Origin of the sequence: Rothia terrae, assembly GCF_012396615.1 — a bacterium.
GTDB classification, from domain to species: domain Bacteria; phylum Actinomycetota; class Actinomycetes; order Actinomycetales; family Micrococcaceae; genus Rothia; species Rothia terrae.
This window is the reverse complement of the sequence record NZ_JAAXPV010000003.1, coordinates 128,207-142,465: the sequence shown is the minus strand read 5'-3', so window position 1 is coordinate 142,465 and position 14,259 is coordinate 128,207. Positions and strand designations below refer to the sequence as shown.

13 protein-coding genes are annotated in these 14,259 nt (G+C 55.4%); 4 read left to right on the top strand and 9 right to left on the bottom strand.

Translation table 11 applies throughout. The features are described 5' to 3' along the window. Positions 1-33 precede the first annotated feature (33 nt). The 5 genes from HF984_RS02870 to HF984_RS02850 form a co-directional block, all read right to left on the bottom strand. Complete coding sequence (locus HF984_RS02870) at positions 34-489, bottom strand: acyl-CoA thioesterase (protein ID WP_247596417.1); 456 nt, start codon at positions 487-489, stop codon at positions 34-36. A gap of 152 nt (positions 490-641) precedes the next feature. Then, positions 642-764 (bottom strand): type B 50S ribosomal protein L36, encoded by a 123-nt coding sequence (ykgO, locus tag HF984_RS02865; RefSeq protein ID WP_168614177.1) that lies wholly within the window; start codon positions 762-764, stop codon positions 642-644. 2 nt (positions 765-766) lie between these two features. Continuing rightward, positions 767-1,852: a GTP-binding protein gene (locus HF984_RS02860; RefSeq protein WP_168614176.1), complete on the bottom strand. Its 1,086-nt coding sequence runs from the start codon at positions 1,850-1,852 to the stop codon at positions 767-769. A 354-nt stretch (positions 1,853-2,206) separates the two neighbouring features. After that, the gene (locus HF984_RS02855; protein WP_247596416.1) at positions 2,207-3,646 is read right to left on the bottom strand and encodes an amino acid permease; all 1,440 of its coding nucleotides are present in this window, start codon (positions 3,644-3,646) and stop codon (positions 2,207-2,209) included. A 69-nt stretch (positions 3,647-3,715) separates the two neighbouring features. Further along, positions 3,716-5,152, bottom strand: coding sequence for an amino acid permease (locus tag HF984_RS02850; protein ID WP_168614175.1), 1,437 nt, complete (start codon positions 5,150-5,152; stop codon positions 3,716-3,718). Positions 5,153-5,367: 215 nt separating this feature from the next. Here HF984_RS02850 and HF984_RS02845 point away from each other — a divergent pair, with 215 nt between their 5' ends. Further along, on the top strand, positions 5,368-7,599 hold the full coding sequence (locus HF984_RS02845) for a S8 family serine peptidase (RefSeq protein WP_168614174.1): 2,232 nt from the start codon (positions 5,368-5,370) through the stop codon (positions 7,597-7,599). 150 nt (positions 7,600-7,749) lie between these two features. On the opposite strand, the gene HF984_RS02840 is transcribed toward HF984_RS02845, so the two are convergent. Next, positions 7,750-8,436: a queuosine precursor transporter gene (locus tag HF984_RS02840; RefSeq protein ID WP_168614173.1), complete on the bottom strand. Its 687-nt coding sequence runs from the start codon at positions 8,434-8,436 to the stop codon at positions 7,750-7,752. A gap of 260 nt (positions 8,437-8,696) precedes the next feature. Between HF984_RS02840 and HF984_RS02835 the strand changes: the two genes are divergently transcribed. Then, positions 8,697-9,356, top strand: a complete 660-nt coding sequence (locus HF984_RS02835) for a TetR/AcrR family transcriptional regulator (RefSeq protein WP_168614172.1) — start codon at positions 8,697-8,699, stop codon at positions 9,354-9,356. A gap of 82 nt (positions 9,357-9,438) precedes the next feature. Here the strand turns inward: HF984_RS02835 and HF984_RS02830 are convergent, their stop codons facing one another. Together HF984_RS02830 and HF984_RS02825 are read right to left on the bottom strand one after the other, a co-directional pair. Further along, entirely contained in the window at positions 9,439-9,762 is a 324-nt protein-coding gene (locus HF984_RS02830; protein ID WP_168614171.1) for an AzlD domain-containing protein, read from the bottom strand. Positions 9,763-9,764: 2 nt separating this feature from the next. After that, a complete protein-coding gene (locus tag HF984_RS02825) occupies positions 9,765-10,463 on the bottom strand; it encodes an AzlC family ABC transporter permease (protein WP_168614170.1) in 699 nt (232 codons plus the stop codon). 219 nt (positions 10,464-10,682) lie between these two features. Between HF984_RS02825 and HF984_RS02820 the strand changes: the two genes are divergently transcribed. Both HF984_RS02820 and pnuC read left to right on the top strand, forming a co-directional pair. After that, positions 10,683-11,810 (top strand): AAA family ATPase, encoded by a 1,128-nt coding sequence (locus tag HF984_RS02820; protein WP_168614169.1) that lies wholly within the window; start codon positions 10,683-10,685, stop codon positions 11,808-11,810. Positions 11,811-11,858: 48 nt separating this feature from the next. Then, a complete protein-coding gene (gene pnuC / locus HF984_RS02815; RefSeq protein WP_168614168.1) occupies positions 11,859-12,605 on the top strand; it encodes a nicotinamide riboside transporter PnuC in 747 nt (248 codons plus the stop codon). 251 nt (positions 12,606-12,856) lie between these two features. Here pnuC and HF984_RS02810 read toward each other — a convergent pair whose 3' ends face one another. Continuing rightward, positions 12,857-14,251, bottom strand: a complete 1,395-nt coding sequence (locus HF984_RS02810) for a DUF1501 domain-containing protein (RefSeq protein WP_168614167.1) — start codon at positions 14,249-14,251, stop codon at positions 12,857-12,859. Positions 14,252-14,259 lie beyond the last annotated feature (8 nt).

Sequence of the window (14,259 nt, the reverse complement as noted above, 5' to 3'; positions counted from 1 at the left end):
TTTGAGCACAAAAAACCGCACAAACGAGCCTAGCTACGATGCGCGGTGCTCCTCAAGCATACTCCTTTGGTCTTTGGTCAGCCGAACGAGCCCACCGGTAGTGGTGTTGAAGAACGCCAGCGTGGTAGTACCGCTTACACAGTGCTCGCCAGTGGACGCATCAAACAGCTCGTAGCTCACAGTAATCGTTGCAGGCTTTACCCCAACGATGCGCACCTCCACTTTCGCGGGCAAACCACGGTAGGCAAGCTGCGCGCGATACTTCACCCAGTTCTCAACAACGAGCGCTTGCACACCGCTTTCCAACTGCTCAAACAGAGGAATCTTTGGTGCCTGCTCAACGGGTTCGCCCGAGGACGGCGGCAAACCAAACACCGCGATACGCGCTTCCTCAAGCACGCGCATCATTGTCACGTTGTTCACGTGCCCGTACGCATCCATATCACCCCAACGCAGGGGAACATCCACCACAAAAACAGAATCAGTCATACGCTCCATCTTAGGACGCGAGGCGGCGCGTCCTTCAACCGCCTTTAACCGCCTTTAACCGCCTTTAACCGCCGAGATCCTGATTCATCGACGAGATCCTGTTTTAAATCAGGATTTCGTCGATGAATCAGGATCTCGGCGGGAAGAAGAGCTTAGCCCTGACGCGCCTTGAAACGCGGGTTCTTCTTATTAATCACGTACGTCTTACCGCGACGACGCACAATCTGAGCACCGGGAATTTTCTTGAGTGAACGCAATGAGTTACGTACCTTCATCACTAACCTTCTTTCAATGTTTGATCCGCACGCAAAAGTTCTTGCGCAATATCGTCACCGGTAATGGTGCACGTTTCTAAAAGTTTTTGAAGCTCGGCGGCGTTGACGTCCTCGCCGGTGAGAGCGATGCGCGTGGCCGGCAACTTGCGTCCCCACGCGCCGTGAGTTTGCAACCAGACAACCGGGCCGATGCCTTCAACCGCCACACGGTCATCCTGGTGGCTATCGAGCCACACGTGCCCGCGCACGCGCACCATACCTTCAACAATCTGAGGGAGCAGCTGCGCAAGCTGTTCTGAGTCGATGAGTTTCTCGGTGGTGATGACGGCGGTGGAAAATTCGCCATTCTCGCCCAACAACACGTCCTCAGTTACGTGCAGATGCCCCGGACGCGCGCGGGTTTGCGCCGCGACGATATTGTGGTAGCCGCATTCGGCGGGTTCTTTGTGTTCCACGGAAATCACGGTGAGGTGGGGAGCTATGTTTCGTAGCAGTTCCAAGGTGCGCCGATGGTTCGAGCTCTCACAGTCAAAGGGGTGGGTGGCAACCAGCGCGGTGTCTGCGTAACTGAGATCGGCTACGACGAATTCCCCCGGCGTGCGTTCATCGGCACATGAGCCGGTGACGCCACGGGCGTTGAGAGTTTCAGAAGACCATAGATCATCTTCGATATCTGAATCTAGAACTGCCAATGATGCGGTAACCAGCTCAATGTGGGGGCAGTCGTTGGCGACCTTCAGGGCGGTACTAATGGACACACCGGGCGGAAGAATCAACAAAAGACGCTCGGTGCGCTCAGCGATAGCTGGCAAGTAATCTGTCATTTCAGCGAGGGTTGCACATGAGAGGCAGTCGCCGTCTATATGGATGCGGCTTTGCTCTTTTTCGCCGGATGCGCGGGTGTGGGTGCGCAGCAGTTCGATGCCGTCGTCGTTGGTGAGGCTGTCGTAGCTGACTACGTCGGCTGGCGCGTCCTGGCAGGTGTGGCTGCTGTCTTGATGCACAGTACTGTGCTGCTGGCAATAGGTGAGCCAGTGGTCGGCAGCGTCGGTGCGTGCAAAAAGGCTGAGGGATGAGAGAGCTGTCATCTGCATACCTCTTAGCTTATTTGATAATGATTATCGTTTGCAAATCAAGGTATGGAAAACAGCACCACCCCGGGAGGTGACCACAAAACTCTCTTTTCAGCACCAAAGACCGCCTACTCTTGAGAGTTTTGTGGTCACTACGAAACAAATCTGGTCACTTTACCCAGCGCACCAGACGCCCGACGCACCCACCACGCACCCCAACCCCGTGCCCGCACAAAAGAAAACCCCGCATCCACAAGGGATGCGGGGTTTTCTCAACACACAGACATATGAACGCATTGAAGTATCATGCAATTCGTACTTACAATAATACTGAAAATCATTCTCATGTGCAACCCAAGATAAAACCTTTTATTTTCGGTCGCTCTCGTAGTGTTCGGTTGCGCGCTGCGCCTCGGCAAACGCGTCCTCATCAACAGTCAGCACGTTCTTGACCACAGCAAAGTAGATAATCGTCAGCAGCACAAAGTAGACCACGCCGACAGTCGCGGGAACGCCGTTACCGTCCAGTTTGAAGAGAGCAACCCAAATCGCAAACAGCACCAGGATGGCAACACCGGCGGTGACGCGTCCGCCCCACAGACGGAACGGCGCCGAGTTGCCTTCCACCTTTTTGAAAGCAATGTACGCCAGCAGAATCAATACCCACACGGTCAGCGCGCACACCATCACGAGCGTCATCATGACGCCGAATGCCGCCTTGGGCAAGAAAATTGCCAGCAGAACAGCAAGAACGACGCCCGAGAGCGAGACCAGCATTGCGCGCACGGGAATACCGGCGCTACTGGTCTGCGCCAGCGAGCTCGGCGCCATGCGGTCGGAGGCCAACGAGTGCATCAGGCGCGAACCAGCATAAAGGTTAGCGTTTGCCGCTGACAGCGCCGCAATCAGCACCACAAAGTTAGTAATGGAGGCAATCGCGGGCACGCCCACCTGAGCAAAGACCATCACGAAGGGGCTGGTGGCAACGGTGCCTTCCAAGTCGGCAGCCTGCTGCCACGGAATCAAAGACACCACAATGAACATGGACAGCACGTAGAACGTCGCCAAACGCCACATCATTGCTTTAGCGCTGGTACGCACCGAACGAGCCGGATCTTCAGCTTCAGCCGCTGAAATTGAAATCATCTCAACGCCACCGAACGAGAACATCACGATCGCCAGTGACAGCCAGACCGAGGTGAAACCGCCGGGCATAAAGCCGCCGTCATTGGTCAGGTTAGAAACGCCGGACGCGGCATGGCCAGGAAGGCCGAAGAAGACGAGGCACAGACCAACCACGATGAAGAGCAGTAGCGCGAACACCTTAATGGATGAGAGGAAGAATTCCATGGCGCCGAAGTACTTCACGGAACGAATGTTCAGCGCAATAATCAAGACGCCAAACACAACGATGCCTACCCACAGTGGCAGATCAGGCCACCAGAAGCTCAGGTAGCTACCCACCGCAATCAGCTCGATACCGGTGATAGCGCAGGTTGCCGTCCAGTAGGCCCAGCGGGTGAGGAAGCCTGCGTAGGGGCCGAGATAGCGGGTAGCGATAGAGCCGAATCCGCCACGCACCGGGTAGCGCACCGCCATCTCGCCCGCAGAACCACCAATGCTGGCAGCCAGCAAAGAACCAATAGCGTAGCTGATAATAATCGCCGGACCGGTCAGCGCAATCGCTGAACCTGAGCCCAAAAACAAACCGGTACCCAGCGCTGAGCCCAGCACAATCATGGTCATTTGACCGTGAGAGAGCGAGCGCTTGAGCTGGTTGCTTTCAGCCGGAGCTGATGTAGAAGCCATGAGATTTTCTTTCGCGTGTGTGGTGAAAAGTTATGCGTAGGGGCGGGTATTACCCCGCCCCTTTACATGCTATTGCTGCTGGTTAGCGTAATCGCTTGCTTCGGTGAAAGCATCGTGGTTGACGCTCTGGCGCGAACGCACGAAAGCAAAGTAGACGATGCTGATGAAGGCGAAGAACGCGACGCCCACGGTTGCTGAGATTGCCATGTCTTGGGTAAAGAACATGGCGGCAAAGGTTGCGAGGACGCCCAGTAAAGCAAGTGCGGCTGTGGTGCGTCCGCCCCAGACGCGGAATGGTGATGCGTTACCTTCTTGTTTCTTGAAAAACATGTAGGAGGTAAGAATCATGAACCAGACGACGAGCACGCAGACGGTGACCAGTGACATCATCATGACGAAGATGTTAGCGACGCCGGTGATTGCCATAACGACCGCGACTAGGGAGCCGACCATTGACAGTCCCAAGGCCAGCGCGGGAATACCGTTGCCGGTGGTGCGGGCAAATGCTTTGGGTGCCATGGAGTCGTGTGCAAGCGCGTGCATCTGACGGGTTGCTGCGTAGAGTGCCGCGTTCGCGCCGGATAGTGCTGCGGTGAGAACCACGAAATTAGTGATGCCTGCGATGAAGGGAATGTTCAGCGCTGAGAAGACCATGACGAATGGTGAGCTGCTGACTTCACCTTCAAGTGTTGCAGCTTGCTTCCACGGCATCATGGCAACGACCACGAAGATCGCGAGCACGTAGAAGGTAGCCAGGCGGTACATCATCGCTTTGACGGATGAGCTCACTGAGCGCACGGGGTCTTTGGCTTCAGCTGCCGAGATGGAAATCAGCTCAACACCGCCGAAGGAGAACATGACGACTGCCAGTGAAATCCAGATGGATGAGATGCCGTTGGGCAAGAAGCCACCGTCGTTGGTGAGGTTGCCCAGACCGGTTGCAGGAGTATTCGGCAGACCAAAGAAAACCAGGACCAGTCCGAAGACGATAAAGACGATAACCGCAATAACCTTGATGGACGAGAGGAAGAATTCCATGGTGCCAAAGGACTTCACGGAGGTCAGGTTCAAGGCAACAATAATGGCGCCAGAAACAACAACCCACAGCCACAGCGGAATGTCAGGGTACCAGTAGCCCATGTACTTGCCCACTGCTACCAGCTCGGCGCCGGTGAGCGGGACCATCGTTGCCCAGTAGGCCCACCGCGTCAAGTAACCAGCGTAAGGGCCCAAGAAGCGTCCTGCAATCGTGCCAAAACCACCCTGAACAGGGTAACGAACAGCCATCTCACCAGCACATGCAGCGATCACCGCCGCAATCAAAGAGCCAATAGCGTAGCTGATAATAACAGCAGGGCCAGCAATCGCAATCGCCCCGCCAGAACCCAAAAACAGACCGGTGCCCACGGCAAGACCGAGAGCAATCATGGTCATCTGCCCGTGCGAAAGCGAACGGGAAAGCCTACCTTTTTCTTCTGTAGACACCTGTGTAGCGTGTGAACCCATTGAAAACCTAACGTGGTGAAAAGGTACTTTACGAGGCAAGCAGTTTGCTGACTGCAAAAAGTAATACTGGCAATCATAGCCGCCAAAATGAGATATTGAATATTTTTTTGCTGAATGTCTAAACAGGTGAGAAAAAACCTATTATTCTTGGTGAACGGTACACTCACCCGGTGCACCCACACATACCTATCCCCTGTCCCCTTTTTTAATTGAATATGAAACTTAGATACCTTCCCCCGGTTATCCTCAGCTCATGCGCGCTGGTAGCAACTTCTTTCGCTGGCGCATCTGCGGCTAACCTCCCCACACCAGCAAACCAGCAGCCTACAACTACGCAGGTTTCTGAAGATACCGACCGCATCATCGTCAAGTTCAAAGACGAGCAGCCCAAAGAAGTTCGCGAAGAAGTTGCGAATAAAGTTGAAGCTGAAAGCGATGCTGTTGACAATTCACAGCTTTTAAAAGAAACCACTGCCGCTGATGAGAAGAGCAGTGTAATTTCAGCGGATAAGATGCTGAACCCCGACGAGCAAAAAGAGGTCATTGCAAATCTCGAGAAAGATCCGCGCGTTGAGTCCGCTGAGCCGGACCGCCTGGTGAAAGCTCTCGCATCCACTTCTGAGCCCTACTACTCCAAGCAGTGGGCGCTGACCTACGATTACCTCGATGTCGCACCGGCGTGGAGCAAGTACACAGGAGTTGGCCAGACCATCGGTATTGTCGACACCGGCTACTCTGTACACCCGGATCTTGAGACCAGTGGCTCTTACGGCTACGACTTCATTTCATCTCCCAGCCTGTCACGTGACGGCGGAGGACGCGACACCAACCCGCTCGACCAGGGTTCAGATAACCCCAGCGTTGACTGGCACGGCACTTTCGTGGCGGGCATCGCTGCGGCACGCGCTAACGGCACCGGCACCACCGGTGTAGCACCCAGTGCGCAGCTCACCTACGGTCGCGCGCTCGGTCTCAACGGTAGCGGCTACGTTTCAGATATTGCTGATGCGCTCATCTGGACCTCCGGCGGTTACGTTCCCGGTGTTCCTACCAACAAGCGTCCTGCAACTGTTGTGAACATGTCTTTGGCATACCCCGACAACACCTGCTCGGACTTGATGCAGTCAGCGATCAATGATTCTCTCTCACGCAATGTACCCGTTGTTGTAGCAGCGGGTAACGAGGGTCAGAGCGCTAGCAACTACTCACCGGCTAACTGCTACCGAGCTATTGTTGTGGGTGCATCTACCTCGTGGTACACGCTGACCGAGTACTCAAACTACGGTGAGATGCTGGATGTTGTTGCCCCCGGCGGTACCACCGGCCGTGACATCTTCGGCCCGTTGAACACCGGTAGCTCAAGCATCGGTTCGCCCACTTACGGCACCATGAACGGCACCAGCATGGCGGCACCCTACGTCACCGGCACCATCGCACTGATGAAGCAGGCCTACCCCGCTATCACTGTAGAGCAGATCCGCAATATTCTCACCAGCACCGGCTACAACCTGCAGGGCTACAAGCAGGTAGACGCCGCAGCGGCAGTCAAGGCAGCAGCGGACCTTGCACCGGTTCCGGCATCACAGTTCACGCTCAAGGGCGCTATCGGCGACTACTACAAGTCAAAGGGCGGCATCACCAAGTTTGGTTCACCGACCACCAACGAATTCTCAGGTGTTAACGGCGGAGCTATTCAGGCATTCGCTAAGAACTACTCCATCTACTGGACCTCTCGTACCGACGCGCACTCCGTGAACTTTGCAGGGAGCATCGGCGCACGCTACCGCGACAGCGACTACGAGCGCGGCCTGGGTTACCCCGCATTCGATGAGGTCAGCATCCCCGGTGGCGCTATGCAGAAGTTCGCTCCCGCATCGGGCCCACTGAACGCGCTGTACTGGACGTCGCAGAACGGCACTCACCTGGTGGCTGAGCGCGGCGCTATCGGCTCACGTTTTACCAATGAGGGCGGCACCGGCAAGTACGGCTTCCCCGTTGAGGACGAAGGCGGCATTGGTAGCGGCGGCGCGCGTCAGGTATTCCAGAACGGTTCTAAGCAAAACCGTTTCTACTGGGCACCGAACACCGGCGCTTATTTGGTCAACGGTAACGGCGCGATTAAGGCTCTGTGGGAATCACGCGGTGGCGTGAACACTGATGGCTTCCCCGTCACCGATGAGACTCCGACCGCTGGCGGCGCGGTTCAGTACTTCCGCAACGCTAACTGGGCTGAAACCGGTATCTGGTGGTCATCAACCACCGGTGCGCACGCTATGAACTCAAAGGGAGCGATCTACAACTACTGGTGGAAGAACGGTTACGTTTCGAAGTTCGGCTTCCCCGTCACCGACGAGGTCACCAACTCCGATGGTTCAGCAACCGTGAAGTTCTCTAACGGTTCAACCCTCAAGTGGACTGCTAACGGTGGCGTACGCGTCGTTCGATAAATTGCCTCGCTACATCAGTCACTAAAATGGCGTCCCCTGCTGGTAGCAGGGGACGCCATTTTTATAGGTCGACCCAATGCAAAAGAGGATCGTTCAGAGCTTTATTCATAGCACCGCTGAGGCAAGCAAGATGTTGCGCGGTAACCGTCCTTACGCGTGTGCAGACGCGTAGCTCGGCTCATGCTTTTTGAACCAGCTGATGGTCGGGTAGGTGATAGGCATGAGAATGAATTCAACCGCGCACTTGTAGATGTAGCCGACGATGACGTAGTTGAGAAAGTCCGGTGCGGTTGAAATACCCAGGATAGGTGCCGCAATCGAACAGAAAATCAGGGTGTCGGCGAGTTCACCCACCAGGGTTGAGCCCATCAGTCGCCCCGCGAGAAAGCGTCCTTGAGTGCGCTTTTTCATGGCGACCATCACCCATGAGTTCAACAGCTGACCTACCAGGTAGCCGAGCAAAGAGCCTCCGACAATCAGTGGCACGGGGCCCAGTACGGTCTCTAGCGCGCTCTGGTTTTCGTAGAACTCAGCGCCGGGTAATTTGATGGTGATCCAGAAGCACAGGGATGCGAAAGCCGCTGCGGCGAAAGAGGTAAGAATGACGCGTCGTGCGTTTTTAAAACCGTAGACTTCTGAGACCACATCGCCGATGACGTACGCCAGCGGGTAAAGGAAGAATCCGCCGTCGGTGAGAATGGGGCCGAACGCGACGCCTTTGGTGGCGGCGATGTTTGAGATCACCAGGATTACTGCGGATGCCGCGAGAAGAAGGTCGAAGTAGGTGTGTGCCGGACGCGCGTAGGTGGGCGTGTGGGTGGTGGTGTGTTCAGACATAGATATTCTCTTATTTGTATGAAGACGGTACGTGAATAGGTCCCGTTGCTTTCTGCAGGTTGTGAAGCAACCGGGTGTGCTCGTCTGCCACCCGAGCCGTTTTATTGTACGCGGTTGAAACGGGCGAATGCTAAGTGTGACGGGTATGTGAGACGCGGATGCGCGGGTCGTGCCCCGGTGAAACTGTTAGTTATCTGGGAAAACGCCGCTGCAGCACGTCCCCGCTCATTCTTGGTGACGTTTTATTGTAAAGTGTCGATATGCCTCGTATTTCAGCAGCCTCAAACGTAGCCCAGCGCGAAAACACCCAGCGCGCCATCCTCGATTCTTTCGGTAGTTTGCTCTACTCACACGGCCTTCCCGGTCTGACCATGACGGACGTCGCCAAGAACGCGGGAATTGGACGCACCGCTGTCTACAATTACTTCGCTGACATGGGTGAACTTCTGGTGGCCTATGCCCTTACTGAAACCGAGCGTTTTATCACCGAGCTACGCGAAAATCTTGAGGGCGTTGAAAACCCTATTGATAAGCTCGCTATCTACATCCGTCTTTCGATTGAAGACATGGCGCGCCGCCATATGCCTCCCGGCCCGGCAATGCGCTCTGTGCTCTCCCCCGAGTCTTTCGCCAAGCTCGGCAAGCACGTTCGTGAACTACAAATGGTTCTTGTGGGCATTCTCTCGCAGGCGATTGAGCAAAACTTTATTCCCGAAAACGACATTAAAGAGCTCGCACACTTGGTTCACGGTTCACTCACTTCTAGCGCGGATCGCGCTGAGGACGCCTCGTCCGCCGAGGATCGCGAGCGTCACATTACCTCTACCATTCGTTTTATTCAGATGGGTCTGGGTGCTCGTTTTGAGGGTGAGGATGCCGTTCCGCTGGACGGCGCGCCTGCTCTTAGAGCTGTCTCTTAGTCGCAGACGCATCCAACATCAAAAAATGCCGAGGCTCGAACACCGTTGTTTTGAGATCTCGGCGTTGGTGTGTGCGGCGGGGTTAGCCGAAGGTCAGCGCACCGTAGATAAGTACGCCGGCAACGAGTGCGAGCAACACATTTTTACGCCAGAGGTACAACCCGATGGTGAATCCCAGTGCGACAGCTAGAGCGAGCAGTCCCCCTGCGCCGTGAAATTCGCCGTGGTTAATGGAGTACACCACCAAGATGACCATGATGCCGCCGGGGAGCATTTTGCCGATGGCCAGCACGTAGGGGTTGGTGGCGATTGCGCGCACGGTCAGCATGGGCACAAAGCGAAGTGAAAAGGTGACAGCTGCGGCAACAGCAATCAGAGCGAGGGTGTGCAAAACATCAATCTGCATATTTAGTGCCCCGCCTTCCCAGTCTTTACCTGATATACAGCATCCGCTACGCAGAAAGCCGCGAAGATAACCAGGGCAACCATCAAGAAAGCCCCGGGCGCCAGAAACCACGCTACCGCGCATCCGGCAAATGCGTAGATGAGCGGTCGATACTGACGCGAGTGTCTAAAGAAGTCGATGGCGAGCACGGTGAAGAGACCTGCCATCGCAAAGTCCAGACCGTGAAAACTTTCGGGAATGGCTTGCCCCGCAAAAACACCAATCAGAGTTGAGAAGAACCATGTGAAGTGTGCTCCTGCCTGAAAGAGCAGCAGTTGCCGCTGATTGGTGAGGCCGTGCGGGGTATTCACAATGGCATATACCTCGTCAGTCAGTGAATAGGCGCCGTAGAACCAGCCACCTGCATTGCGGATGAGATGACGAGGGTATGACAGCGGGTAGAAGACGTGGCGAAAATTCACCGCGAAAGCGGTAGTTGCCATGGTTACAAGCGTTGCGCCGCCGGTAATAAGCGTAATCATCAGAAACTCGATAGACCCGCCGTAGACCACAGCAGCAGTGAGCGGCGCTACCCAGTGCGGTAGCCCCGCATCGGTAGCGAGGGCACCGAAGGCCAGCCCCAATGGAAAATATCCCATCACAACGGGTGGGAGCAGGCGTAGGCCGTGACGGGCGTCGTGAGTGAAGGTAGACGTATTCACGAGACTCTCTATCTACGAACTAATGGCGGGTGCAAGTATCCAGTGTATAGATACCGTGCAAGCTGAAAAATGTAACGGTCATATGACGGACGGTGAACGCTTACGTAACGCACCGAAGTAATAATTAGTGTCGAGATGACTATAACTTGTTTCTGGGCTCAATACCTGCAAAACTTTTGACGTAGATTTCCCCTCACCGCGGCAACGAAAGGCACCAACATGCTGTACAAGAAACAGCTCACCGGCACCGGCGTAGGTGTAGTGGTGGGTTCGTTCGCGCCGTTGCATCGGGCGCATATTGACACCATTTTACGTGCCAAGAAAGAAAACGACGGCGGCGCCTTAGTAATTGTCGCCGGGCACGAGCACGATGCAGGTAGTCACGCCGGCATGACTCACATTAAGCGTTACCGCTATGTCTCTGAATACTTCAAAAACGATCCACTAGTCATCGTAGACTTCGCAACAGTCACCGACAGTGAGCTCCCCGCACAGACCATAGAAGAGCTCTGCGAAAAGCACGTCCAAGCCACCGCCACACGTACCTGGTACGACGCCGAGAACGACGCCCGCGTCCAGCACCTAGCTCAGGACGCCGGTGGAAAACTCGTGCATGCTTCTACGTTTTCAGCTCGCACCGGCACAGAGTGCAGTGAAGACTGCAGCGACGACGCACTCACTAGCGAACGCATCCTTGAGAATCCTCTACACTACTGGGATTTCATCGCTCCCCCGTTCAGACGTTTCTTCACCAAGAACGTGCTAGTCATGGGCGCAGCGTCCGGCGGTAAAACCACCCTGATCGAAGACCTCGCCAAGCTCTACATCGCACCGTACTCCTACGAGTACGCGCGGGTTTACCAGGTCGAGGCGAACATTCGCGATGAAGACTACGACCTGCTGGACTACCAGAATGTTTTCACCGGCCAATACCAGCTCAACCGCGAGGTCATTGATAATCCCGGTAACCGCGGGCTAGCGCTGATGGATACCGACGCGATGGTCACCAAATGCTACGCGGCGCTATCGGTAGCAGACCCCGCCAGTGCGCTGACCATGGACGACTGGACAACAGCCCTCAAACCCATGGCAGACTCGCTCATCGCCAAAGCACGCTGGGATCTTATTCTGTTCATCCCACCCGTCAGCCAGGCAAGCTACACCGACGACGGTTTCAGGTCGCAAACCAACAACACAGACGCCTACCTCACCGAAATCTCAGACCTGATGCTGGAAGAAGTAAAAGCCGCAGGCCTAGAAAATAAACTCGTCTCGCTCACCGGCAACGGATACGCAGCCCGCTACGAACAAGCCAAAGCCGCCATCAACGCGGTGCTAGCCAACTAGCGTCCTCATCGCCCACCGTCTTTCCACTATTTCTTCGAAAGTAAAAGAATGACAGCACCTGCAATCCACCACAAAAGCTTCAGTCGAAAAGTCTACGAAGACCTCTTCGTCGGCTACACGCCCTTTGAAAAAATCTTTTACCCCGCCATCATCTTGCTCCAAGTCATTTTTGCGGTGGTATACCCCCAGGGAATCATTGGTTCCATCGTTGCAATCAGTGGCGTCATCTGTGTAGCGCTGGTCGGCAAAGGACGCATTTCAAACTACTTCTTCGGCGTCATTCAAAACGTTCTCTACCTCTACCTTTCGCTGCAGGCGGTCTTCTACGGCGAGGTCATGATCGCAGTGTTCTACGTGCTCACCCAGTTCTGGGGACTGTACACCTGGCGCAAAAACCTGACGCGTCAGGCAAACGAGGGCGATGCGAAGGACGTCAAAACCAGGCGCATCGCTTTCACCGGCTGGGCAGCGGTAGCAGTCATTCTGGCACTGGGCACCTGGCTCTACGGCATGCTCCTTGCAAGCATCGGCTCTAACCAGCCTTACATTGACTCATTTACCACCACCATCGCCGTTATCGCGCAGATTCTCATGGTTTACCGCTACCGCGAACAGTGGGCACTGTGGATTGTTCTCAACCTCGCCCAAATCGTCCTCTGGCTCACCAGCGACACCGCGGGATCTATGGACATGGTGGTCATGTACATCGCTTTCATCTTCAACTCCATCTACGGCTGGTACAACTGGTCAAAGCTCTCAGCCACCCCGGACGAGGGCGCAGTGCGAGCATCCTAACCTGCGGCGTTAGCGGACGCGATGCTGATGCGCAGAGACCGATGGACGCGCGTTCTTCACCTTGTAAGTACGGGTCGCCGACGTGAGTCGCTTCCGAGCACCCCGCGCGAGTGAAGCGAGAGGGACTGCTGGCAGACGTGCGTCCATCGGTCTCATACCAGCTGTTCTAAAAATCGTTGTTAAATAAAGTGCTCCCGGTCTGGTGCATCAGATCGGGAGCACTTTATAAGCTGGTTAAGAAAGTCTTTTCTTTATGCGAGTAGACCAACCGGCTTGGGCGTAAATTCGGGGAAGATCTGGGCGATGCGGGCGGAATCCACGCCAAGGCCCTTCGACATCACTTCAGCAGCAACTGAGCGGTAGTCGGTGCGGATGGCGTTGTCTTTATCGTCATCGTTCTTGAGTCCGCCCCACGAGCCGCCGGCGATGCGTCCGGTTGCTTTGCCGGAGAGCACGAATGAGAAGTTGCCCGCGCCGTGGTCGGTGCCTAGCGACTGGTTTTCTACCGTGGTGCGGCCGAATTCAGAGACAGTCATGACCACGACGTTCTGCATACGAAGTGCACCCATATCTTGGTAGAAAGCGCCGAGGGAATCGCCCAAGTCCTTTGCCAAGGTATTCAGGCGATCTGCCTGTCCACGGTGGGTATCCCAGTCACCCTGGTCAACGGTCACTACCTGCACACCCTTGTTTGCCTTAATAATCTGAGCGATATCCTTCATACCGGCGCCCAGCGCGGTGTCGGGGTAATCGGCACCGTTTTCAGGCTTGTAACCGGCGTTTGAGATCTCCTGAACCTGGTTCATAGCACCGAGGGTGGTCTTGACGCTGACACCCAAATCGCCACCGACATTTCGGCTGATGCGTGAAGCCACCGCAGAAATGGTTTCAGTGTCTTTGAAGGAGGTCGATACCTTGAAATCGCTGAACGCGTTGATGGACAGGATTTCTTGGTCGTGGCCGTAGAAGGCGCCAGAGACGCGTCCGGCATGGGAAAACGCGCGGAACTGCGACTCATTGTTATAGGTGGCATCCAGCAGACGCGCCAGCCAGCCGGTCTTGTACTGCACCGGTGCTGAGCGGTCAGAAATGATGTAGTTGCTAAAGTGCGAGCGCGTGTTGTTGTCGATACCCACCGAGTGCGCAATCGACAGGTCGCCGGCAATCCACGCCTTCTTCAGGCCGGACAGCTCAGGTGCCAGCATGAAGGTGCCATCCAGCTTGTAGGCACCGTTCATAGACAGCGACTTGCGCGTGGTCTTACGGTTGGCATTGTAATGGTCATCGTTGTATGGGGTGACGAGTGAGAGCCCGTCAGCGCCGCCGCGCAGGTAGACCACAACGAGCACGGTGCCATCACCCACAGGTTCTGCCGCATAGGCATAGCGCGGGTAAATCGACTCATGCAACATCATAGAACTCAACGACAGCACACCCAGCGCGCCGCCCTTGAGCAGGCTACGACGGCCAAAACCGCCAGCATTCTCACTCAGGCGCTCACAAGCAATGCTATTTGCCTGATCAAAAGAGCGGATGTTCTCACCGGTGCGAGTATCCACCAGAAAATTACGGGAGTCATCACCCGAGTGATGATGCACCTGATGCAAAGAGTCTTCTTTTAGAAAAAGTGTTTTGAAATGTTTCACGGTAAATC

Bases quoted from the DNA above. Each gene is read 5' to 3' on its own strand.
- HF984_RS02850 (WP_168614175.1), bottom strand. From the start codon at position 5,152: ATGGGTTCACACGCTACACAGGTGTCTACAGAAGAAAAAGGTAGGCTT.
- ykgO (WP_168614177.1), bottom strand. From the start codon at position 764: ATGAAGGTACGTAACTCATTGCGTTCACTCAAGAAAATTCCCGGTGCT.
- pnuC (WP_168614168.1), top strand. From the start codon at position 11,859: ATGACAGCACCTGCAATCCACCACAAAAGCTTCAGTCGAAAAGTCTAC.
- HF984_RS02835 (WP_168614172.1), top strand. From the start codon at position 8,697: ATGCCTCGTATTTCAGCAGCCTCAAACGTAGCCCAGCGCGAAAACACC.
- HF984_RS02840 (WP_168614173.1), bottom strand. From the start codon at position 8,436: ATGTCTGAACACACCACCACCCACACGCCCACCTACGCGCGTCCGGCA.
- HF984_RS02870 (WP_247596417.1), bottom strand. From the start codon at position 489: ATGACTGATTCTGTTTTTGTGGTGGATGTTCCCCTGCGTTGGGGTGAT.
- HF984_RS02830 (WP_168614171.1), bottom strand. From the start codon at position 9,762: ATGCAGATTGATGTTTTGCACACCCTCGCTCTGATTGCTGTTGCCGCA.
- HF984_RS02845 (WP_168614174.1), top strand. From the start codon at position 5,368: ATGAAACTTAGATACCTTCCCCCGGTTATCCTCAGCTCATGCGCGCTG.
- HF984_RS02860 (WP_168614176.1), bottom strand. From the start codon at position 1,852: ATGACAGCTCTCTCATCCCTCAGCCTTTTTGCACGCACCGACGCTGCC.
- HF984_RS02855 (WP_247596416.1), bottom strand. From the start codon at position 3,646: ATGGCTTCTACATCAGCTCCGGCTGAAAGCAACCAGCTCAAGCGCTCG.
- HF984_RS02820 (WP_168614169.1), top strand. From the start codon at position 10,683: ATGCTGTACAAGAAACAGCTCACCGGCACCGGCGTAGGTGTAGTGGTG.